We start from the raw sequence: 20,050 nt of genomic DNA, 5'->3' as shown, positions 1-20,050 counted from the left end.
TACCTGCTTTTAAACTTCGTTTTTTATGCTTAATAAAGAGGTGAGGGAAATGGAATATATCGTACAAACAGAAAATCTATCGAAACGTTTTGGTAAAGAGCAAGCTGTAGCAGGTATGGATTTAAAAATACGCAAAGGTGAAATATATGGATTTTTAGGGCCGAATGGAGCAGGGAAAACAACGACGATTCGTATGCTTTTAGGATTGATGAGGCCATCATCCGGGACCATTAAAATCTTTCAGAAGGATATAACGAAAGAAAGAATTAATATTTTAGCGAAAGTCGGTTCATTGGTAGAGAATCCATCCTATTATCCACATCTAACGGCCTATGAAAATTTAGAAGCTTTAAGAAAAATATTAGGTGTTCCGAAATCGCGTATCGATGAAGTATTAGAAATTGTTCGATTAAAGGATGCCGCAAATAAAAAAGTAAAAGGGTTTTCTCTCGGCATGAAACAACGTTTAGGTATTGCTGCGGCCCTTTTACATAATCCAGAACTACTAATATTAGATGAACCAACAAATGGGCTTGATCCATCTGGCATTATTGAAATGCGGAATTTAATTAAACGACTGCCTTCGGAATACGGGATGACAATTATTATTTCAAGTCATTTGCTGTCAGAAATTGATCAAATGGCTACAACAGTGGGCATCGTCACAAAGGGAAAAATAATTTTCCAAGATTCGATCGAAGCCATGCGCACCTATGCACAGCCAAAGGTTTCATTCAAGGTAAGTAATAGCGAGCAAGCATGGCGTTCCCTCGTAGCGAATGGCATTAAGGCAGAATATAAAGAAGGGCAAATCTTAATGGATGAATGCTCGGATGAGAAAGTGGCAAAAATCGTGCAAATCCTTGTGCAAGATGGGGTTTCGATTTATCGAGTCGAAGAGGAAAAAAGATCTTTAGAGGATATTTTCCTTCAAATGACAACAGGAGAACAAGCGATATGATAGGAAAACTGTTGACGGCTGATTTTTTGAAGATTAAACGAAAAGGATTATGGTTTTTAACAGCTTTAGGTCCTATTGGTGTGGTTGCACTTCAGATGGTCAATTACGGGGTCAGGAAAGACTATTTGTTACAGCAAAGCGAAGATGATTGGGGCTATTATTTATTAAATGTCCATTCTTTTACACCGCTTGCCCTTGTACTAGGAATCGCAATTTTAACATCTTTTATAGCAAGCATCGAAAATGAGACAAATGCCTGGAAGCAATTAATAGCCTTACCTGTCTCTAAATTAACTGTGTATTTATCAAAATTTACGGTATTGGCAACATTGTTACTGCTGTCTTCCACGCTATTAATGGTATTTACATGTGCTTATGGCATGTTTTTAGATTTGGGTGAAAGTGTACCCTATACGGAGCTAGCTAAGTATAGTTATTATCCATACTTTGCAGCATTACCGATATTGGCATTACAGCTCTGGATTGCGAGTGTTAGTCATAACCAGGGAATTCCCATAACAGTAGGAATTTTTGGCGTGATTTTTGCATATTCTGCGTACGTTTTGCCAGATTGGATGATTTGGAAGTGGCCGTCATTAATGAATGAATGGGATGAGCCCATCATCAATGTACTGTTCGGTCTTGCTGTAGGAATTATTTTGTACATTATTGGGATGATTGATTTTGCAAGAAGGGACGTGAAATAATGCGCGCTTTACTGCAAGCTGAATGGTATAAATTACGAAAATCAAAAATGGTGCCAATTATTTTGGCGGGGCCGATAATCGGTCTTTTTATAGGATTAACTTCAAACCTTGAAGTTGATAGTCATATAAATGAGTGGTATCTCACTTTATTTTCAATGAATTTAACGTATGCATTATTATTTTTACCGTTGATTACAGGTGTTTTCGCTAGTGTTATATGTAGATATGAACATCAATCGGGCGGTTGGAAACAACTTTTAGCATTACCCGTAACAAGAGGGAAAGTATTCGTAGCAAAATATTTATTAATTATGATGCTGGTCATGGCAATGCAACTGCTATATTTATGTTCTATCTATGCAGTGGGCATGATGAAAGGTTTTACAGATCCTTTTCCAATGGAGATTGTTTGGAAGAGTATCCTTGGCGGATGGGTGGCTACATTACCTTTAGTTGCATTGCAGTTGTGGATGTCTATACTGTTTAAGAGTTTTGCCGCACCATTTGCTGTAAACGTTATTTTTACGTTGCCTGCCATATTTGCAATAAATTCTGAACGATTTGGACCTTACTATCCATGGGCGCAACCCTTTTCAATGATGTATATAGGTGGAAATACAGAGGATGTATTCTTTGTACCTTGGGATCAATTATTAACAATAGTAGGGGGAGGATTCATTGTATTTTTCCTTGGAGGTTATTTGTATTTCCAACGAAAAGCAGTATAACTTTTTCATATTGTAGAGGAGATTAAAATGCTATTTTCTAAAAAGAGTTTTATAGTTACAGCTATTTTTCTATCAGTTTTTTTAGCGGGATGTGATAACGGTGAAGCAATTAAGGATGCTTCACAATATGCTACGGCAATTGTAGATATTGATATTCCGGATGATGTAAAAGTAATTGGATTTGGTGAAGCAACCCATGGAAACATTGAATTTCAGACATTAAAGAAGGATGTATTACAAGCATTAATGGACAATGAAAATGTCCGTGTCTTTGTTTTAGAAGGCGATTTTGGTGGTGCGCAGCAAATAAACCAGTTTATTTTGAATGGTGCTGGAACAGCGGAAGAGGCTGTGAGAGCTCTTGATTATGGCATATATCAAACTGAACAAATGATTGAATTTGTTCAGTGGATGCATGACTATAACAAGACGGCGGATGAAAAAGATAAAGTATATTTTTACGGTAATGATATGCAACGTTATGACTACAGTAAGCAAGGTATTTTACAGTATTATGAAGTGGTTAACAACGATAGGGCAAAGCAATATGCAACACAGCTAGCTCACGTTACGAATGAGACCATGCGAGAGTTATCTAACAGTGAATTGAAGGAGCTAAATGCCATCATTGAGGCTATTATGATAGATTTACAGTCGAATAAGGCATCCTATATCAATCAATCATCTAATGATGCCTTTGCCTTTGCCTTACAATACGCACAAATCATGAAACAACGAACGCAATTGTTTTTAAATGATAGTGATTATATGGACCTGCGGGATGAATATTTAGCAAACAATTTGCAGTGGATTGTTGAATATGAAGCGAGTCGGGGTCATGATAAGGTTCTTATGTCGGCACATAACGGTCACATCGAGAAAACATCCGCATCAATGGCAGGTTACAAATCAATGGGACAGTACTTAAATGAGCTATACGAAAAGGCGTATTTTGCCATTGGTACTGACTTTGTTAACAATACGTTTCAGGCACAAAACGCAGGATCAGGTAAGCGTAAAAACTATACTGTAGAGCATCATAATGAATTAGTGGACGCATTTAGTGAGGTAAAGGACAATATTTTCTATGTAGACTTTGAAAAAGCTAGTGAAATTGCTGCATTATCGGATATTTTTAGGAAAGAACAAGGAATGGGCAATATAGGTGATGATTTCCGCCCTTGGTATAAGTTATCGAAGATGCTGTATACAATTAAAATGACACCATCAGAAGCCTACGATGGCATTATTCTTGTCAAAGAAGCAACAGCAACAACAGTGATGGAATAACAACAATAAGCACCAATTTAGCAAGCACTATCAAAAATTCTTTCACATCATCGATTATGATAATTTGTGAGGTGAGCAATATGGAGTATAGTCGTGCAACACAAAGGGCCATTGCCTATATGGAGGAGCATTTATCGGAGGAAATTCAGTTAGTGAGCCTTCCGAAAATTGTTGGCTATTCGAGGTTTCACTTAAGCCGCATTTTTAAACTCGAAACGGGCTTAACAATTGGCGAGTATATTCGAGTACGCCGATTAGCTACGGCTGCCTCCTATTTGTTGTACTCAGATGAATCTATTTTAACGATCGCATTTGAGCTCCAGTTTCAATCGCAGGAAGCATTCACAAGAGCTTTCAAAGATGTGTATAAGTTGCCACCGGGGAAATACCGCAAATTAATGCAATCATTAAGTATGATGGAGGAGGAACAAGCGATGAACGCACAACAACCAATTAAAGGTTGGCTATTAAGTGGAGCGAACCCTGAGCTATATGGATTTCAAGTGGATGAAGCGGTATTTCACGCAGGAACTAAATCAGGTGTTTTGTATGCTAAGGAAGTTACGAATAATAGAGAGCACTTTGCGACGATGATGCAAGGCTTTCAAGCACATGCGTACAAAGGAAAGCGACTAAAAATGTCGTGTTATTTAAAAACTGCACAAGTAACAAAATGCGGAGCATGGCTTCGTATTGATAACGGCACTGGAGATACCATTCAATTTGATAATATGGATAATCGGTCCATTCAAGGGACAACGGAGTGGAATCATTATTCCATCGTTTTAGATGTACCAGAAGAAAGTGCATCCATTTACTTCGGTGTACTGTTAATTGGTGCGGGAAAGGTATGGGCGGATGGCTTTCGATTTGAGGAAGTGGATAATAAAGTCCCAACGACAAATATGCTTACGCAAGAACAACTACCAAAACAACCTTTTAATCTAGACTTTAGCGAATAAGGTGTGGAAAAGGTTATCTTTGGAATTTCTTTTGTGGTGAAGTATTGATTACCTCTAATTTGTAAAAGATAACAACAGAGGAGGTGTGATACGATGGCACAACAGATTTTATGTGAAGTCAATAACTGCACGTATTGGGACTCTGGAAACAAATGTACCGCAGAAGCTATTTATGTAGTTAGTCAAAAAGGTCAACAGGCTTCCAATAGTGAGGATACAGATTGTAAAACATTTAAACCTGAAACGCATTAAATGGATGAGGGTAATCATTAATATGTTTACCCTCGAACTGTAGATAAACTCAAAAAATTGAGTTTGTTTACAGTTTTTTCTTTTATATAGGAACCCCGTGATTTCTGCTACAGCGGACGCTTTTCGTGGCATGGCTTCAGTTTCTACGTCGCTACGCTTGTGCGGGGCTTTTTAGCTCAGGCTATTCTTTGCAGGAAGCATTGCTCTGTAACGAAGGCGAATGCCGTCAGCTACACTCGCCGCCTGCGTTCCAATTGACTAGTGCACGTCTATAAATTATTGAGATGATACTGTAAAAGCCCGATTGGTTCAACTAACAATCAGTGACTGATTGAAGTTTCACTTTCTTGATGGACATCCACTTTATCTTTCTGGAATAACAAGTAATGAGCATTTTTTACTTTTTCCTCTACATAATCTAACGAATAATTGCCAACAGAATCTGTTAAATCCCCAATTGCGCGGGATAAATTATCGACCACTGGAATTAATGTATCAAAACGCGTCAATTCTTTCCCTGCATTCATCTCATCCATGATTTCATAAGCAAGATGTTGAATTCTTCGAAGGCGCATTTTTTCTTTTTGCATCATATCCTCCTTGTACACCGTTTTATCCTGCCCTAACAGTAGTAAGACGCCCACCTCAAGTTGAATGATGAGAACGAGATAACTAGATGGGTGAACAACTGACAGTAAAGGACCGATTGGTTCAACTAACAATCAGCGAAGGATGATGAAAACTCCCACTGATTGAAGTTTCACTTTTTCCTGTCTAAACATATGCCTAACAATAGGCGTTCATGAGTCGAACATGGTTCGTAAATTCTTACTATTTACAGTGGCAAGTAAGTGGCTATTAACTAAAATAATTATTGGAGTTTGTAAGGGCGAGAGCAATTTCTTTTATGCCCATGTCAATTTTTTGTTCTTCCATATTCGAAACATTTAGTTTTAAAATCCGTTCACGGTAAAATCCATCTAAATAATTGCGTTCAATGCTATCCAAAAAAATATGCTGCTGTGTCAATTGTTGAATTAATAACTTCAAATTGACTTGCTTTGGTAAAATGATATGGCTCTGCATGCAATTATCCGTAGCTGTTTTATACATCGGTAAATGCTTATTTAGGGAATGCTGAAGAGTATTGGCACGCTGCTTATAATCCTCAGCTACGGTTAATTGATAGCGATTGAACATGCCACTTTTCAAATAAAGCTCCAAGGCCGCTTGTGAAATCATGGAGCTATCAATATCGGTAGTATTTTTATATTGCTGAAAAGTGCTAATTAATGCAGGAGGCAGCACTGCCAGTCCAATACGTAAACCTGGAAACATAATTTTAGAAAAACTTTTTAAGTAAATTACACGCTCTTCCAGATCCTCAGTAAATAATGAATCTCTTTTCGAATTTTGCTCAAAGTCAGCCAAATAATCATCTTCCACAATATAAACATCATATTTAACAGCAAGTTTAAGAATACTATCTTTTTCTTTTTTGTTATAAGAACAACCGAGTGGATTATGGAAACGAGGCATTGTATAAAAAAATTTAATAGTATTAGTACTAAAAATTTGTTCTAATTCATCTAAGTCAATGCCTTGAGCCGTTCTTTTAATACCTATTACTGGCAGTCTATAGGTTTTCAAATAATCCATGTATAAATGATAACTTGGCTGTTCTACTAGCACGGTTGTGCGCTGATTTGGAAAAGGCATGATACTGAGCAAGGATAGGGATTGCTGAACACCTGAAGTAATGAAAATATTGTCTTCATGTGTGAATATTTGATATGTTTCTAATAACTTTTTTGCCTCGACAATTAATGATGGTAAGCCTTTGGGTGTGCCATAACGAAATAAGTCCGCTTGATATGTATCAATCGCTTTGTTAATGCAGTGCTGAAAATCTTTGTAAGGGAAAGCATGCCAAGTTGGAGATGATGTCGCAAAATCTATAAAATCATTTGCTGATGGTACATGTGGTAGCTGATGATCCACAACAAAATAGCCGCTTTTAGGGATTGCATAGATCAAATGTTGATTTTCTAGTTTCTTTAAAGCTGTTAGTACTGTACTTTTACTACAAGAAAATTGTTGGGATAAATTTCTAATAGAGGGCAGCTTTGCACCAGCCAAAAGGGTACCTGTTTGAATTTGTTGTATTAATTGATTGTAGATAAAGTCATATTTAAGCATGTTCAACCTCCCTACACATCTGTATCGGTACAGATGTGTTTTTTTGATATCGTGCAATTGTATATTTTTTAATACGATAGCTTTACCGGCCGGAAAGAATATAGAAGGAGTTTATCATATGGCAGAAAAAAGAAAGGCCTATACAGCAGCAATTATTTATGCATTCGTTATTGGGCTTTCGTTTATGTTCGTTAAAATGACACTAGCTGTCGCAAGTTCAATGGATTCACTTGCACATCGTTTTACGATTGCAATGATTGGGGTCAGCATCTTAGTTGTGCTTAAGCGAGAAAAAATGAAAATCGACAAATATGATTTATTGAAAATTTTACCTTTGGCATTATTATACCCAATCGCTTTTTTCACTTTCCAGGTGTTTGGATTGGCCCGTATATCTTCCTCAGAAGCGGGTGTTATTCATGCAACTGTTCCTATTTTTACAGTAGTATTTGCCAGTACGTTATTAAAGGAAAAAGCTACACGCAGACAGCTTATTTTTATTAGTTTATCGGTCATTGGTGTTATATATATGCTCTTTATGAATGGAGAGAGCACTAATACCGCGAATATAATTGGCAGTGGCTTCATTTTACTATCTGCGCTCGCTACATCGTTATATAACGTCTTTGCTAGAAAGTTAATACAACAATACACATTAGTGACATTAACATATGTTATGACATTATGTGGATTTCTTGTGTTTAACGCAATAGCAGTCGGTAATCATGTAGTAAACGGTACTATCAATCAATTCTTCCTACCCTTTATGCATATTGATTTTGTTCTAGCTATTTTATATTTAGGTATTTTATCGTCACTCGGTACATCCTATCTTTCAAACTATGCATTATCTAAAATAGAAGCATCAAAAATGAGTGTTTTTAGTAATTTTGCCACACTCATTACGATAGTTGCTGGCGTTATCTTTTTGCAAGAGGCATTCCATCTATATCATCTAATCGGAGCTATTGTCATTATTATTGGGGTTGTAGGCACTAACTATTTTGGAAATGAGAGAAAAAGCAACGAAAAAATATAGCCTTTTACTTGTTATAAGCTCATTGGGGGCTCCCAATGAGCTATAGACAGGGGAAGAATCGGCTATTGGTTAATATAGAAGATGCATATGATAACAATGCTTTTAAGCAGAAATTGTTAATACCTTTAGGTCCAAATGGCAATCTTTAGCAAAGTTAAACGAGCATAGACCTCAACAAAATGCACATATAGTAATTAATAATAATGAGGTTGAATACCCTTATTTCCAGTAGCGAAAAGGAGGTTTGCATGTGATTTATATTATTAGACATTGTGCAGCTCAGGGGCAATCTTCAGATTGTGAACTAACAGAAAATGGCTTAAAACAGGCTAAGTCTTTAGCTAATTTCTTCAACAATGTCAAAATAGACCGAATAATTTCAAGTCCTTTTTTACGTGCTATTCAATCTATAGAGCCTTTAAGTACAAGAAAGAATGTAAAGATTGAAATAGAGGAGCGACTCACAGAGCGTATTTTAAGTACAAGAGACTTACCTGACTGGTATGAAAAACTAAAAGCTACATTTTATGATATGGAATTAAAATATGACGGTGGAGAGTCTAGTCAAGAAGCAATGAATCGCATCGTACATGTTGTAAATGAAACCTTTACAAGTGGGACAGAAAATACAATTATCGTCAGCCACGGGAATATAATATCTTTACTGTTAAAACATTATCAACGTGATATTAATTTTCAGGTATGGGAAAACCTTCGTAATCCGGATGTTTTTCAATTAAGCAATATTCACAATGAAGTGACAATAAAACGTATTTGGGATGAAGAAAAAGCGTAGCTCCAAACAAGGAGCCTTGCTACATGAAATGTAGTAAGCCCTTGTTTCACTCAATATTTTGGCAAAATATTTAATATGGAAATTTGACTCTAACAGTTGCACTAACGGTCATTTGACCCTGTTCAATAGGAGTTGAAATCGAAGATTCTGCCATTGCCATCGTTTTATATAGGACAGGGCCACTTTCATGTTCTTCGACAATTTCGATTGGCTGAGGATGTAAAGGCAATTGCATCGTTTCGGCAATTGTTTTGGCCTTCATTTGGGCATTCTGAAGAGCTAAACTGAGCGCCTGTTGATAATATACATCAACATTGTCAATTTTAAATTGAATGGACGAGATACGATTTGCACCATTTTGCACAGCCGTATCAATGACCGCCCCAACCTGGTTTGTGTCCGGTATTTTAACCGTAATGGCATTTGACACCTCATAGCCTTTAAATACCTGTTTGCCGTCTACAAAATCATAGATAGGTGCAATATTATATGCCGCAGTTTGTACATTTTCTCTTGGGATATTAAGTGCCAAGATGGATTGAAGTACACGATACATAATATTAGCATTTTCTTGTTGTGCTTCCTGTACATTTTCTCCTTGTGTGCTAACCTCAATTTGAAGCTGGACATAACTAGCTGCAGCAAGGACCTTGCCATTCCCCGTTACGGTGATGATACGCAGTGCAGGTGTTGATTGCGGACTAAAATTTGCATAATACATCGAATACCACCTTCCAAATTGTTCATACTCATTATGCTATGCTCGTTATAGGAATGGTACTATGTTTAGCCGGTAATCTTCAGGTTCCCCTTGACTGCTTTTTTAATAATTTATCATGTAATTTGGTGAATAGGAGTAGTGTCAAGATTGTCCCGATTAGGGCTAAAAACATGTCCCATTGAGCATCCCATTTATCACCTTGCATCCCTAAAAAGTCCTTAGAAACATGTCCTCCCTTAGAAATTTTTGTACTAAGCCATTCTATAATTTCATATAAAGCTGCAATGGCAAGCATGATACTAATGGTAATGCCGGATAACCACGCACCTTTGGCTAATTGCGTTTTATGTAATAAAATTTCTCTTACCACAATTGCCATTAGTCCCTTAAGGAAATGTCCAAAACGATCGTAGTGATTACGTTGTAAATGGAATTCCTCCTTTAACCAGTTAAAAAGAGGGACTTCTGAATAAGTATAATGCCCACCAATGAATGTCAAAATAGATAAAAGAGCGATAATAAAATAGGAAAGTGTTGTGAAGCGGAACTTGTGGTAGATGGCAGTAACTGTAATAATTGCGATTACACCCGGGCTGACCTCTGCCAACCAATCCAAATAAGAAACGGGTTTGATAATAGACCATATAAAAACGCCAATAACAATAAATAATAAAGTTAAATGTATCTTCAAGTGTTTAGCTGTATTCATTATAATCACTCCCTTACTCTATAGTATTAGGTAAAAGTGATTAGCTTATTCAGCCGATGTAAAACACCAGCTGAATAAAATCCAATTTTTATGATTGACGTAATAAATGGTTCTAGTCATATCCGCTGTTGACTAGGTTAAATCATTTTTAATAATGCTTCTACCCCAGTCATTCCTGCAAATATGCCAAGCTGTTCCGCTTCATAGGTAACGGATTCAAGCGGAGCCGTCAATAACTCATCGATAGTTTTAACACCAACTGCTCGACCAGCAACAATTTTACGGTCCACTAAACGACTATTTAAAAGACCCACATCTAATGCACCACACATGATGTAGCCTGTATCATTTGAAATTGTCAGTAATGTTGTTTTTGGTAAATGAACAATTACAGCTGTGAAAAAATGCCCTTTAATCATAATAGGTTCAATTGTCACCATTTAATTCACCCCTTTTCTCTATATACATATGGCAATAGACAAAAAGGTGTTCAAGATATTTCAATTTAAAAAGTATGTAACAGCCGTTCGGTATCCCTATTAAATATCCATAACAACTGTAGGTGCGGAACTGTCCTTTCTTAATCTGAGAGCTTACAAATAAAAGCTGTAGCAGGATTTAGAAGGTTTACGAAAAGGAATTAAAATAAAAAAAGCTACTCCTTTGAGTAGCTTTGTCATTAAATTATTTTGTATAGGAAAGCATTGCAGTTTGCTTAAATTTTTCTAATGCAATTGTAGCCTCGTTTTTAGTGCTGTACTCGAACATACGGAAAGTATCTTTTTCAAAAACTGTAATAACCCACATTATAAAGTCCCCTTTGTCTACGGAATTTGTACTATAACAATCGGGTATTTTATGATATTCATCCTCGGTTGTTATATATCAGTTGTAATACCTATTTTACATCTATATTTTAAAAAAGAAAGTGTTATGTGATTGTTTTCACAAATCGTTCAAAAATAAGCAACCATTTGTGAATATTATATGAAGATCAGTATATGAACGGCCATAATGTGTTGAAATGAAAACATTTCTAACCATTTTATAGGTGTAGTTTTTGAGGGGATGTAGGTGAAATCAGCCAGTCATTCTGAAGTATAATTCATGGTATTACGCAAATAGTAAGTTAACGTAGTTAGGTGAAATTGTGCATGGGAGGTGATGCTATGATGCGTAAGCACATATTGATTTTAACGGCTGGCTTTTTAATCCTCTCGATATTTTATGCAGGCTTGAAAACCTTTGCTGATAAAGGTCGAAGCTATTATGAGGAGACAGGGGAAGTTGTGTGGGATATTAACACTAAAGATAAAATTGTTGCCCTGACCTTTGATGACGGCCCGCATCCCAAGTATACAGCAGGAGTGTTAGATTTATTAGCCAAGTATGAGGCAAAGGCGACCTTTTTTGTTGTTGGAGGAAATGCGGAAAAATATCCTGAGCTTGTTTTACGCACTTATACGGAAGGACATGAATTAGCCAACCATACGTATACGCATCCTTTTAAAATTTCAGTAACTGATTTACAGGAGGAACTGCGGCAGACGAACGAAATGATTTATAGTATTACGGGCTTCTATCCTGTTCTGTTTCGCCCTGTAGGTGGAAATTATAATGACAAAATGATTAACGCTGCGGTGAAGGATGGATACAAAGTAGTGATGTGGTCTTGGCATCAGGATACACAGGATTGGAAACAACCAGGTGTGAGTAAAATTGTTAAAAAAGTACTGAACGGTACAAAGCCAGGGGATGTTATTCTTTTTCATGACGGTGGTGGCAATCGTACACAAACGCTGAAAGCACTTGAAGAAATTTTGCCAACATTAAAGAAGGAAGGATATACTTTTGTTACCGTATCTGAGTTAATTGAAAGCAAGCAACAACAAGAGGCAGTGAAATAAAAAAATGAGCCATCTCGATATATAGTGTGAGATGGCTTATTTTAAATGCGATGGAAGCAGTAAAAACCATTTGCAATTTACTTTTTAGAAAAACAAAATTGGTGCTAGTGCTATGCCAAAAATAGTACCTAGTGCGATACCAAAACCAAATCCTGAACCTCTAAAGCCCCAAAAACCTAGTCCATAGCCACCATATCGTCTATCAGGTAGAATCCATACCTGTTTTCTGTCTACCCTTGTTATTTCCCCCACGTGGACTCTGCCAGATGTATCAGTAATTTTTACGCGTTTACCATGATATTTACAGCAAAGATTATAAGCATCAGCTGGATTCACAAATTTCCCTCCTTTCTATCTTCATTACAAGTTAATATATGCGGTTGTGCACATTCAGCATTAGCCGATTGTCTATCCAAGGCATAAGCTATGAAAAAAGGATGGGAAGATGTCAGTAAGACCTACAAATCAGTGGCTTAACAATTTCAATAATGTACGCAAAGGGCATAATGAAAAAAATTTGGAGGAGATACAGTGCACCTTACTTTGTCATCCCTTAAAGGATGTTTTTATAGATTTGTCACCTGAAGAAATTCAATATAATTTACAGCAAAACGGACTATTTCAAGCACATGAGGAAGTAGCTGTGGATGAATTAGAAAAAGAGCATGTTTGGGAGATTGTGCAGAAAGAATTTGAGCGACTAAAAAAGCAATGGAATGGCCCAGATGTCCCTATCTATATTTTCCCGATAACTCTGGAACAATCACAGACAAGAAAAAATGGTGTTGCTTATCCTAATGCCGTGTTTCTATTTATAGCTAGGGGTCTTGAAAAAGAGGAACTGAAAGCATTACTTGCTCATGAATATAATCATGTTTGTCGCCTGCAGTATGTCAATAAGACTTTAGATGAAATGACGTTGAGGGACTCTCTCATTTTAGAGGGGCTGGCAGAATGTGCGGTAGAAGAACTGTATGGTGACAAATGGTTGGCTCCGTGGTTGAAGCACTACTCAAAAAAAGAGGTATTGAAGATATGGCAGGTCAATTTTTTACCTGTTTTAGATATACAAGGTGTGCAAAATCATATTGAGTTCTTATATGGTGGCAAGCTACCTAAATGGATTGGTTATTGCATCGGCTATGAAATTGTACGAACTTATAAAAAGAATTTCCCTAAAGGTAAGCTCTATTTGAAATCAGCACAGGAAATAGTTGCAGGTTCTGATTTTCCGCTACAATAGAAGAAAGGAGTGATTCTGATGACACATGAACTAAAAAATGTTTTACCACCAGTAATTGATCCGTCAACAAAGGTGCTTATTGTCGGATCAATGCCGGGCAAGCAATCATTAGAGAAACAACAATACTATGGCAACCCACGCAATCATTTTTGGCCAATTATCGGAGAAATCTTAGGAGTAGAGATACCAGAGAATTACACCGAGAGACTTCAATTGTTACAGGAAAATCATATTGGTCTTTGGGATACAATAGAGTCTTGTGAGCGTGAAGGAAGCTTAGATGCCGCAATACGAAATGAAAAACCAAATAATTTTAACACACTTTTTGAGCGTTACCCTGATATTCAACTTGTACTTTTTAATGGTTCAAAAGCGTTCCAAGTATTTAAAAAGCATATTGGGTTCGAGATATTGACAGATAAAAAATATTTAAAAATGCCATCGACAAGTCCTATACCTGGCAAAAATATTAAATCTTTTGAGGAAAAGCTAACGGATTGGCGTGTAATGCAATCTTATTTGTCTTCATAAATGAATGCAGTACCTGAAGGGATTTCTTTATCTAGGTGCAACAACCTTCGGGTGAATAGATTTGCGACTACTTTTAAACCATTGGTAAAAAAGCAAAAAAACAAACCCAATCTCGATAGCATCTCCACCATAATACATAATCATTGCACCTAGTTCTGCTTGCTCGATAGAAACATTGCTAGGAGGATAAGCATATATACGTTTAGATAAAATGGAATGAGCTGCTAGCGCTAATAATAAAATAATAGAGCGATAAATATAGGATGATTGATGTGGAGTTGGATCTATATAAATAAATGCAATGGTAAACAAATAGCCTGCTAAAAAAATATGAATGTGTATAAAAATAAATAAAAATGTGCTTTCGTGCATCATCGTAAAAAGTGGTGTAGTATACAGCAACCATAGTCCACCTACATTAAGAATAGATGCAAAAATAGGGTCACGAAGAACGTTAAAAGGTTTTCTTCGCAGTAACAGCGAGAGGGAACGAGCCATTTTCACGGGAATGGATCTTAATAGTAGGGTCATAGGTGCCGCCAGAGCCATTAGGAGAGGCGCCAGCATTCCTAGTAATAGATGCCCAATCATATGGGCGGAAAAACTAATATGAGTACGCTCAGCAAATGGGCCGATTAAGGTTGCTATGGCACATAGATGTCCAACAATCCATAAAAAGGAGCGATATAAGGGCCATTGTTTCTTATGCCGGTTTGAAAGAAATACAGCAAATATATATATAAATAGTGAGATAATAAATGGTACGGCTAAAATAAGCTGAGCAATGATAGAGATACTATGCGTGTGATTATCATGTACATGCAATGGTCAAAGAACCTCCTTATTGTTTAACTGAATTTTTTGTTTGTAGAAGTAAGACAATGCCAATTAAAATCAGAATAGCAGCTAGTACATTCCAAACTACATCATAAGGAAGAATGTTGACATTATAGCGAATTTGATGAAGTTTCATCAGTTTATGCTGAATAATACCATCATATAGTTGAAAAGCACCTGCCCCTATGAATATTCCACTTAACCATCGTTTCACCCAAAATCCATGTTTTCGATGCAAATCCGCAAGTAAAAAAGCAGACCCGATTGTCGCAAAAAAACTAAAGGCATGAAATAAACCATCTGACACTAATCCAATATTAGCGGTGGATTTATCGTAAAAATGATGCCAATGTAATAATTGATGGAAGATTACCTCGTCTATAAAGGCTATTACACCTAGACCAAATAATAGGCCTGTCCAAAGATTACGTTGCCCATACTTATAACGATTTTCATGTTTAAGTGTTTTCTCTGCTGTGATATTTGAAATAGTCAATGTATTCACCTCATGTAGGAACAATTTTTTTCCGCATTAACGGTCAGTAAGATACCCTTCTCCTGTTGAAAGATGACAACGCGTACATTAGAAGGGCGATTAACTGACCGTAAAAGCCTGATTGGTTTAACTTACAATGAGTGGGGATCAAGGACCCCATTGATTGAAGTTGTACTTTATTAGTTTACCCATGGGATTTTTCATTAAACAATTAAGCAGAACAATATTATTCGAAGGTAATGTGGATGGCTCCTATAAAATGACCTCTGGAAACGATACGTAAAATTTAATCTATTTTCCAACTATTGTAATAAGAACCTGCAGGGTTATACAAGAATTTAAAGTGATGCTTTTCTGCTAACACACGACTCTGCGTTTCCTCGTTAAAGCCGATAGTCATGACTTGTGTACCGAACTTTTCTCGTAGTTGTTTCAATTTATTCATTTTATCTAGTGACCAGTCGTCCTCTCCAACTACATCATATGAAAAATTTTCCCACATGATAAAGTCGATATAGGGTGCTGTGTATTCTGCTAGTGTCTGAAAGCCCCAGTTTTGGGCAACTGACAAACCATTAAATTGCTGTTTAATTTTTTTGATGAAGGCAAGCATCGCTTGATTTTGTTGCCCTTGTTCTTTGGGAGGCAAAAAGGAATCTATATTGCCGACTGTATCTAAAAATACGCCATCTAAGCCTTTATGTACGATTTGTTTTTGAATCTCTTGTAGTAAGAGATTTTGGTAATGTGCGGAAGTCATATCCATTAAATAAGAATCCCACTCAGCAAAATACATCTTCTCGCCATATTCATCTTTGTAAAAATCGATTTCTTGTAATTGTTGATAAAAGGCCTCATTCCATTTGTCTGCCTCCATCGCATTAATATAACCAAAAATTAATGTACCTTTTTCTTGAGCCGCTTCGATATAGGGCTGTTGCATTTCAATTGGTTCGACAATAACCAAATCCATTTTCTGCATCTCTTGGCCAATTGTATTATTTCCTTTATCCAAATAATATTTATAGTCTTCAACCGCTGCTAGTTTTTCCTTAATAGTTGTGGATGGATTTGGTAGTTCGTTGACGTTGTTATTTAACAGTAAGCAGGTACTTATAAATAAGACAGTTAATATAATGATGTATATTTTGCGCATTAGATCTCCTTTATTAAGTAATTTGACTTTGATTGATTATACAGCAATTCTAGACTAGTGAGGGGTAGGCTATTGCTCAAACGGACTTTCGCCCTGTACATATATTGAAATATGTAAAAGGAGGGATTTGTATTGTATTTCAATCCAAATAATCAATTTGGAGACGATTTTAGACGTCCTGGTTGGGGTAGCCCTGATTATTTCGAATCATCACAGTTTGGACCACCGAATTTTGGAACGCCAGTGGGACAAATGCCAATGGGGTCACCCCCTGGATTTTCACCACCAATTCCTGCTTGGCGGGTAGGTTCTAGTGGTATACGTTCTTGCTTATTTACATTTACGTTTATATGGTTGAATAATGGAAGAAGTTTTTGGTTCTTCCCAACGGCCGTTGGGAGAGAATTTGTTGCAGGGTTCCGCTGGAGTAGAAGATATGGGTGGCAATTCCGTACCATTATAAGAAATAACATTCGATCATTTGAATGTTTTAGATAGTATAAAAAACGTCAAGAGCTGTGTATAGGTATAGATAAAAATACACAGCCCTTTTTATATGGATAAAAGAATATGGAGAAATATGCTTCAAGTGACTACTATTACGCTGAAATTTGGCTGCCGATTAAATAATGTTTCGTTTTTAGGAAGTGAATGTTACAATTATTGTAATTATAAATGAAGGGACGATGGGTGACTGATGATTAACTAATCTTATTTTTAGGCATGGAATTTAAAATGAATTTCATTGAATTAAAACATAGGATTAGTCTGCCCGTTTTCCATAAAATAACCTATAACCAGGTACTTTGCATGTCTATTCTTTCCTTTAATGTTGTGTGTATTTTTTGTGTGTTAAAGTAAGAATCTGAACGTGCTAAAGCACAGGTAAACAATGATAAGCTATGAAGTATAGTTTATTTGTGTACGGTTTTTTGCGACTAATCCTTCCAAAAAAATTGGAGGGTTTTTTTGTGCCTCCAAGTAGAGAGGAATGGTTTGATTGAAAGAACTTTTAAAATTACAAGATGTACGTTATGAAGTGATGGATACTCAGATTTTTGACAATGTAACAGCCTCAGTGAAGCAAGGTGAGGTGATTGGTATTATTGGCAGAAATGGAGCGGGTAAATCTACGTTATTACAACTGATACAAGGCTCGTTATTACCAACAACAGGGCAGCTACGATGGTTGCAGTCTGTGGAAATGGCCTATGTTGAACAGGAACGAGCTGAATTTGATACGCAGGAAGTAATACCCCATGAGGCAGATTTGTTAGCTAAATGGCATGTGCCTAACATAGCATTTTCAGCGTTAAGTGGTGGAGAGAAGCTTAAAATGCGATTGGCAAGGGGCTTTTCACAGGATGCGCAGCTTTTATTATTAGATGAACCGACGAACCATTTAGATGAAAAAAGTACAGCTATGCTAATTACTAAAGTGAAAAATTATGGCGGTACAATCGTTGTGGTGTCACATGATCGTTATTTTTTAGACGAGGTAGTAACAAAAATTTGGTCAATTGAAGAGTGCAAACTGATTGAACACAACGGGCATTACTCGAGCTATATGGCAGCGCGAGAACAGCAAAGATTAGCACAACAACGTGCCTATGATAAGCAACAAAAAAATATTGAGCGCATAGAAGCGCAGATGAAGGAGCTAACGTCTTGGTCGCAGAAGGCGCATACACAGTCTACAAAGCAAGAGGGCTTTAAGGAACATTACCGTGTCAAAGCAAAGCGCATGGATGCACAGGTAAAATCCAAGAAGAAGCGTCTTGAAAAAGAGTTGGCAAAGGCAAAGGTGAATCGCGTTGAACCGGATGACGAAATACAATTTGTATTAAAAACTAGTCAACGTGTTGGCAAACATTTTTTAGAGTTGAAACATGTAACTAAGTGTTTTGAAAATCGTCTATTGTTTAAAGATGTTAACCTGACGATTCAATATGGTGAAAAGATTGCGATTATTGGACCGAATGGTAGTGGGAAAACAACCTTGTTAAAGGTGCTATTAGCGCGAGAAAAGGCAGAAGGTGAAATTTGGATGTCGCCAGCTGCCAATATAGGCTACTTAACACAAGAGGTATTTGATTTACCACTCAACCAAACACCTGAGAAATTCTTTTATCGAGAAACCTTTGAAGAGCGAGGAAAAGTCCAAAATTTAATGAAGCATTTAGGGTTTACACCTACCCATTGGACGGCACCGATTGGTAATATGAGTATGGGGGAACGAGTGAAGTGTAAACTAATGGCCTATATTTTAGAGGAAAAGAATGTTCTGATTTTAGATGAACCGACCAATCATCTAGATTTACCTTCACGAGAGCAGCTTGAGCAAACATTAGCGCACTATAAGGGTACATTACTTGTGGTGTCACATGACCGTTATTTTCTTGAAAAAACTACAGATAGTGAGTGGGTAATTGACAATAAATACATCTACAAAAAGTGGAAAGATAGCGTTCCCGCAGCAGTAGATGATTTAAAAAGTCTTCGATTAAAGCTTGAAAATGAAAGACAAGAAATACTTGGCAAGTTGAGTTTCCTAACAGCGAAGGATAAGGATTATGCAACGCTCGATCGAAAATTTAATGCGCTTACAAAACGCATAAATGAACTGTAAACTTAACGTTTAAGAGATCATCAGTTAGGGAAAAAATAATTATACTAACTCTTATAAGAGGGGTGTCTTACATGACAAAGAGATTATTGTTACCGCTACTATTAATTAGTGCAAGCTTAGTGGGCGCATGTACTACGGACAACGATGACAATACAAAAATACAAAATAACCAGCAAGAAGAAAATCAACCAAATGATAAGCCAAACGACACATCTGAAACAAAACCTCAAGAAACGGTATCCACTGTAACCCAGGCAGAGGCTCTTAAAAATGTAAAGGAACAGCTAGAGACTGATTTAGCAGTTGTCTTACCAAAAGAGCTTCCTTTAACAGAGGGTACATTTTTAACTGCAACAACAAAGGTTGTAGATAAAGTGATGGAAATTGTATTTTTTGAAAGCGAAAAGTATATGCCAATTAATGATATAAAACTCAAAAATTCAACCGATGCGACTGTGATTGCAAAATTGCTTGTAACGCAATATGACAGCGTAGCCGAAGCAAGTGAGCAAATTGCCTTTGAGGATTACAGTCAAAATGGTGGGCAGCAAGTTGATCTTGGATTTGATATTACAGGCTATCAGGATGCTGGCGCTGGCTCGTTATGGACCGGTTGGAATGAGGGGAGATGGTCATTAGCAGCGCATACTCGGACGGATAATCCACAAGCAGGTGTAGCGTTAGCTAAACAAGCAGTTCAATATTTAGAAACGCATACGCTACCAATTCCAAACCAAAACGGCTTTGTCCATTTAGATGTTTATAAATCCGGTAATTTAATAGTCTGGCAAGATGAAAAGCTTGTTTATACGCTTGATTCAATCAAAGAACCAATGAATGCACTTGCCATTGCCACAGCATTTAGCCGTTAATAGTAAATCCCCGAG

General features: G+C 36.9%; 24 protein-coding genes. 14 read left to right on the top strand and 10 right to left on the bottom strand.

From position 1 onward, the window contains the following. Nucleotides 1–49 precede the first annotated feature (49 nt). From C9J31_RS22060 to C9J31_RS22035, 6 genes are all read left to right on the top strand, one after another. On the top strand, nucleotides 50–961 hold the full coding sequence (locus C9J31_RS22060) for an ABC transporter ATP-binding protein (protein ID WP_107948657.1): 912 nt from the start codon (nucleotides 50–52) through the stop codon (nucleotides 959–961). Then, nucleotides 958–1,668 carry an ABC transporter permease gene (locus tag C9J31_RS22055; protein WP_107948659.1) on the top strand — a complete coding sequence of 237 codons (711 nt, stop codon included), beginning with the start codon at nucleotides 958–960 and terminating at the stop codon, nucleotides 1,666–1,668. Before C9J31_RS22060 ends, C9J31_RS22055 begins: the two co-directional genes overlap by 4 nt. After that, the gene (locus tag C9J31_RS22050) at nucleotides 1,668–2,396 is read left to right on the top strand and encodes an ABC transporter permease (RefSeq protein WP_107948661.1); all 729 of its coding nucleotides are present in this window, start codon (nucleotides 1,668–1,670) and stop codon (nucleotides 2,394–2,396) included. Before C9J31_RS22055 ends, C9J31_RS22050 begins: the two co-directional genes overlap by 1 nt. A 27-nt stretch (nucleotides 2,397–2,423) precedes the next feature. Beyond that, nucleotides 2,424–3,686 (top strand): erythromycin esterase family protein, encoded by a 1,263-nt coding sequence (locus tag C9J31_RS22045; protein ID WP_107948663.1) that lies wholly within the window; start codon nucleotides 2,424–2,426, stop codon nucleotides 3,684–3,686. A gap of 80 nt (nucleotides 3,687–3,766) precedes the next feature. Continuing rightward, a complete protein-coding gene (locus C9J31_RS22040) occupies nucleotides 3,767–4,648 on the top strand; it encodes a helix-turn-helix domain-containing protein (protein WP_107948665.1) in 882 nt (293 codons plus the stop codon). A gap of 93 nt (nucleotides 4,649–4,741) precedes the next feature. Then, nucleotides 4,742–4,900 carry a DUF1540 domain-containing protein gene (locus C9J31_RS22035; protein ID WP_107924037.1) on the top strand — a complete coding sequence of 53 codons (159 nt, stop codon included), beginning with the start codon at nucleotides 4,742–4,744 and terminating at the stop codon, nucleotides 4,898–4,900. Between the two features lie 320 nt (nucleotides 4,901–5,220). On the opposite strand, the gene C9J31_RS22030 is transcribed toward C9J31_RS22035, so the two are convergent. After that, complete coding sequence (locus C9J31_RS22030) at nucleotides 5,221–5,490, bottom strand: group-specific protein (protein ID WP_107924039.1); 270 nt, start codon at nucleotides 5,488–5,490, stop codon at nucleotides 5,221–5,223. 268 nt (nucleotides 5,491–5,758) lie between these two features. Next, entirely contained in the window at nucleotides 5,759–7,099 is a 1,341-nt protein-coding gene (locus tag C9J31_RS22025; RefSeq protein ID WP_107948666.1) for an aminotransferase-like domain-containing protein, read from the bottom strand. 118 nt (nucleotides 7,100–7,217) lie between these two features. On the opposite strand from C9J31_RS22025, the gene C9J31_RS22020 reads away from it, so the two are divergent. Both C9J31_RS22020 and C9J31_RS22015 read left to right on the top strand, forming a co-directional pair. Beyond that, entirely contained in the window at nucleotides 7,218–8,138 is a 921-nt protein-coding gene (locus tag C9J31_RS22020) for a DMT family transporter (protein WP_107948668.1), read from the top strand. Between the two features lie 244 nt (nucleotides 8,139–8,382). Next, nucleotides 8,383–8,934 (top strand): histidine phosphatase family protein, encoded by a 552-nt coding sequence (locus C9J31_RS22015; RefSeq protein WP_107948670.1) that lies wholly within the window; start codon nucleotides 8,383–8,385, stop codon nucleotides 8,932–8,934. A 70-nt stretch (nucleotides 8,935–9,004) separates the two neighbouring features. Here C9J31_RS22015 and C9J31_RS22010 read toward each other — a convergent pair whose 3' ends face one another. The 4 genes from C9J31_RS22010 to C9J31_RS24095 all read right to left on the bottom strand — a co-directional run bounded on the left by C9J31_RS22010 (nucleotide 9,005) and on the right by C9J31_RS24095 (nucleotide 11,171). Then, a complete protein-coding gene (locus tag C9J31_RS22010; RefSeq protein ID WP_107948672.1) occupies nucleotides 9,005–9,655 on the bottom strand; it encodes an SIMPL domain-containing protein in 651 nt (216 codons plus the stop codon). 79 nt (nucleotides 9,656–9,734) lie between these two features. Further along, entirely contained in the window at nucleotides 9,735–10,364 is a 630-nt protein-coding gene (locus C9J31_RS22005) for a DUF2238 domain-containing protein (protein ID WP_107948674.1), read from the bottom strand. A gap of 137 nt (nucleotides 10,365–10,501) precedes the next feature. Continuing rightward, nucleotides 10,502–10,804 carry a YunC family protein gene (locus C9J31_RS22000; protein WP_010860472.1) on the bottom strand — a complete coding sequence of 101 codons (303 nt, stop codon included), beginning with the start codon at nucleotides 10,802–10,804 and terminating at the stop codon, nucleotides 10,502–10,504. A 244-nt stretch (nucleotides 10,805–11,048) separates the two neighbouring features. Next, the gene (locus C9J31_RS24095; protein WP_010860471.1) at nucleotides 11,049–11,171 is read right to left on the bottom strand and encodes a hypothetical protein; all 123 of its coding nucleotides are present in this window, start codon (nucleotides 11,169–11,171) and stop codon (nucleotides 11,049–11,051) included. A 365-nt stretch (nucleotides 11,172–11,536) separates the two neighbouring features. Between C9J31_RS24095 and C9J31_RS21995 the strand changes: the two genes are divergently transcribed. After that, nucleotides 11,537–12,271, top strand: a complete 735-nt coding sequence (locus tag C9J31_RS21995) for a polysaccharide deacetylase family protein (protein ID WP_107924097.1) — start codon at nucleotides 11,537–11,539, stop codon at nucleotides 12,269–12,271. An 84-nt stretch (nucleotides 12,272–12,355) separates the two neighbouring features. Here C9J31_RS21995 and C9J31_RS21990 read toward each other — a convergent pair whose 3' ends face one another. After that, complete coding sequence (locus C9J31_RS21990; RefSeq protein WP_054768660.1) at nucleotides 12,356–12,607, bottom strand: hypothetical protein; 252 nt, start codon at nucleotides 12,605–12,607, stop codon at nucleotides 12,356–12,358. Between the two features lie 307 nt (nucleotides 12,608–12,914). Between C9J31_RS21990 and C9J31_RS21985 the strand changes: the two genes are divergently transcribed. Beyond that, nucleotides 12,915–13,514, top strand: coding sequence for a DUF2268 domain-containing putative Zn-dependent protease (locus C9J31_RS21985; RefSeq protein ID WP_244854844.1), 600 nt, complete (start codon nucleotides 12,915–12,917; stop codon nucleotides 13,512–13,514). An 18-nt stretch (nucleotides 13,515–13,532) separates the two neighbouring features. Next, nucleotides 13,533–14,045 (top strand): DNA-deoxyinosine glycosylase, encoded by a 513-nt coding sequence (locus C9J31_RS21980; protein ID WP_107924044.1) that lies wholly within the window; start codon nucleotides 13,533–13,535, stop codon nucleotides 14,043–14,045. Between the two features lie 27 nt (nucleotides 14,046–14,072). Here the strand turns inward: C9J31_RS21980 and C9J31_RS21975 are convergent, their stop codons facing one another. The 3 genes from C9J31_RS21975 to C9J31_RS21965 form a co-directional block, all read right to left on the bottom strand. Beyond that, nucleotides 14,073–14,870, bottom strand: coding sequence for a cytochrome c oxidase assembly protein (locus C9J31_RS21975; protein ID WP_107948678.1), 798 nt, complete (start codon nucleotides 14,868–14,870; stop codon nucleotides 14,073–14,075). 16 nt (nucleotides 14,871–14,886) lie between these two features. Continuing rightward, a complete protein-coding gene (locus C9J31_RS21970) occupies nucleotides 14,887–15,378 on the bottom strand; it encodes a DUF2243 domain-containing protein (protein WP_054768665.1) in 492 nt (163 codons plus the stop codon). Nucleotides 15,379–15,664: 286 nt separating this feature from the next. Further along, complete coding sequence (locus C9J31_RS21965; RefSeq protein ID WP_107948680.1) at nucleotides 15,665–16,534, bottom strand: endo alpha-1,4 polygalactosaminidase; 870 nt, start codon at nucleotides 16,532–16,534, stop codon at nucleotides 15,665–15,667. A 132-nt stretch (nucleotides 16,535–16,666) separates the two neighbouring features. Between C9J31_RS21965 and C9J31_RS21960 the strand changes: the two genes are divergently transcribed. From C9J31_RS21960 to C9J31_RS21950, 3 genes are all read left to right on the top strand, one after another. Further along, the gene (locus C9J31_RS21960; RefSeq protein WP_054768659.1) at nucleotides 16,667–17,032 is read left to right on the top strand and encodes a hypothetical protein; all 366 of its coding nucleotides are present in this window, start codon (nucleotides 16,667–16,669) and stop codon (nucleotides 17,030–17,032) included. 502 nt (nucleotides 17,033–17,534) lie between these two features. Next, nucleotides 17,535–19,163 carry a ribosomal protection-like ABC-F family protein gene (gene abc-f, locus C9J31_RS21955; RefSeq protein ID WP_107948682.1) on the top strand — a complete coding sequence of 543 codons (1,629 nt, stop codon included), beginning with the start codon at nucleotides 17,535–17,537 and terminating at the stop codon, nucleotides 19,161–19,163. Nucleotides 19,164–19,234: 71 nt separating this feature from the next. Beyond that, on the top strand, nucleotides 19,235–20,035 hold the full coding sequence (locus tag C9J31_RS21950) for a hypothetical protein (RefSeq protein WP_107948684.1): 801 nt from the start codon (nucleotides 19,235–19,237) through the stop codon (nucleotides 20,033–20,035). Nucleotides 20,036–20,050: the final 15 nt, after the last annotated feature.

The sequence above is a fragment of the Lysinibacillus parviboronicapiens genome (assembly GCF_003049605.2).
Lineage (GTDB): Bacteria > Bacillota > Bacilli > Bacillales_A > Planococcaceae > Lysinibacillus > Lysinibacillus parviboronicapiens.
Note: the sequence above shows the minus strand (reverse complement) of the source record. Positions and strands in the feature narration are given on the sequence as shown.

Coding starts and splice junctions, on each gene's coding strand:
- C9J31_RS22045 (WP_107948663.1), top strand. CDS start 2,424: ATGCTATTTTCTAAAAAGAGTTTTATAGTTACAGCTATTTTTCTATCA.
- C9J31_RS24095 (WP_010860471.1), bottom strand. CDS start 11,171: ATGTGGGTTATTACAGTTTTTGAAAAAGATACTTTCCGTATGTTCGAG.
- C9J31_RS21950 (WP_107948684.1), top strand. CDS start 19,235: ATGACAAAGAGATTATTGTTACCGCTACTATTAATTAGTGCAAGCTTA.
- C9J31_RS21965 (WP_107948680.1), bottom strand. CDS start 16,534: ATGCGCAAAATATACATCATTATATTAACTGTCTTATTTATAAGTACC.
- C9J31_RS22050 (WP_107948661.1), top strand. CDS start 1,668: ATGCGCGCTTTACTGCAAGCTGAATGGTATAAATTACGAAAATCAAAA.
- C9J31_RS21980 (WP_107924044.1), top strand. CDS start 13,533: ATGACACATGAACTAAAAAATGTTTTACCACCAGTAATTGATCCGTCA.
- C9J31_RS22010 (WP_107948672.1), bottom strand. CDS start 9,655: ATGTATTATGCAAATTTTAGTCCGCAATCAACACCTGCACTGCGTATC.
- C9J31_RS22000 (WP_010860472.1), bottom strand. CDS start 10,804: ATGGTGACAATTGAACCTATTATGATTAAAGGGCATTTTTTCACAGCT.
- C9J31_RS22020 (WP_107948668.1), top strand. CDS start 7,218: ATGGCAGAAAAAAGAAAGGCCTATACAGCAGCAATTATTTATGCATTC.
- C9J31_RS22040 (WP_107948665.1), top strand. CDS start 3,767: ATGGAGTATAGTCGTGCAACACAAAGGGCCATTGCCTATATGGAGGAG.
- C9J31_RS22025 (WP_107948666.1), bottom strand. CDS start 7,099: ATGCTTAAATATGACTTTATCTACAATCAATTAATACAACAAATTCAA.
- C9J31_RS21995 (WP_107924097.1), top strand. CDS start 11,537: ATGCGTAAGCACATATTGATTTTAACGGCTGGCTTTTTAATCCTCTCG.
- C9J31_RS22030 (WP_107924039.1), bottom strand. CDS start 5,490: ATGCAAAAAGAAAAAATGCGCCTTCGAAGAATTCAACATCTTGCTTAT.
- C9J31_RS22060 (WP_107948657.1), top strand. CDS start 50: ATGGAATATATCGTACAAACAGAAAATCTATCGAAACGTTTTGGTAAA.
- C9J31_RS22005 (WP_107948674.1), bottom strand. CDS start 10,364: ATGAATACAGCTAAACACTTGAAGATACATTTAACTTTATTATTTATT.
- C9J31_RS22055 (WP_107948659.1), top strand. CDS start 958: ATGATAGGAAAACTGTTGACGGCTGATTTTTTGAAGATTAAACGAAAA.
- C9J31_RS22035 (WP_107924037.1), top strand. CDS start 4,742: ATGGCACAACAGATTTTATGTGAAGTCAATAACTGCACGTATTGGGAC.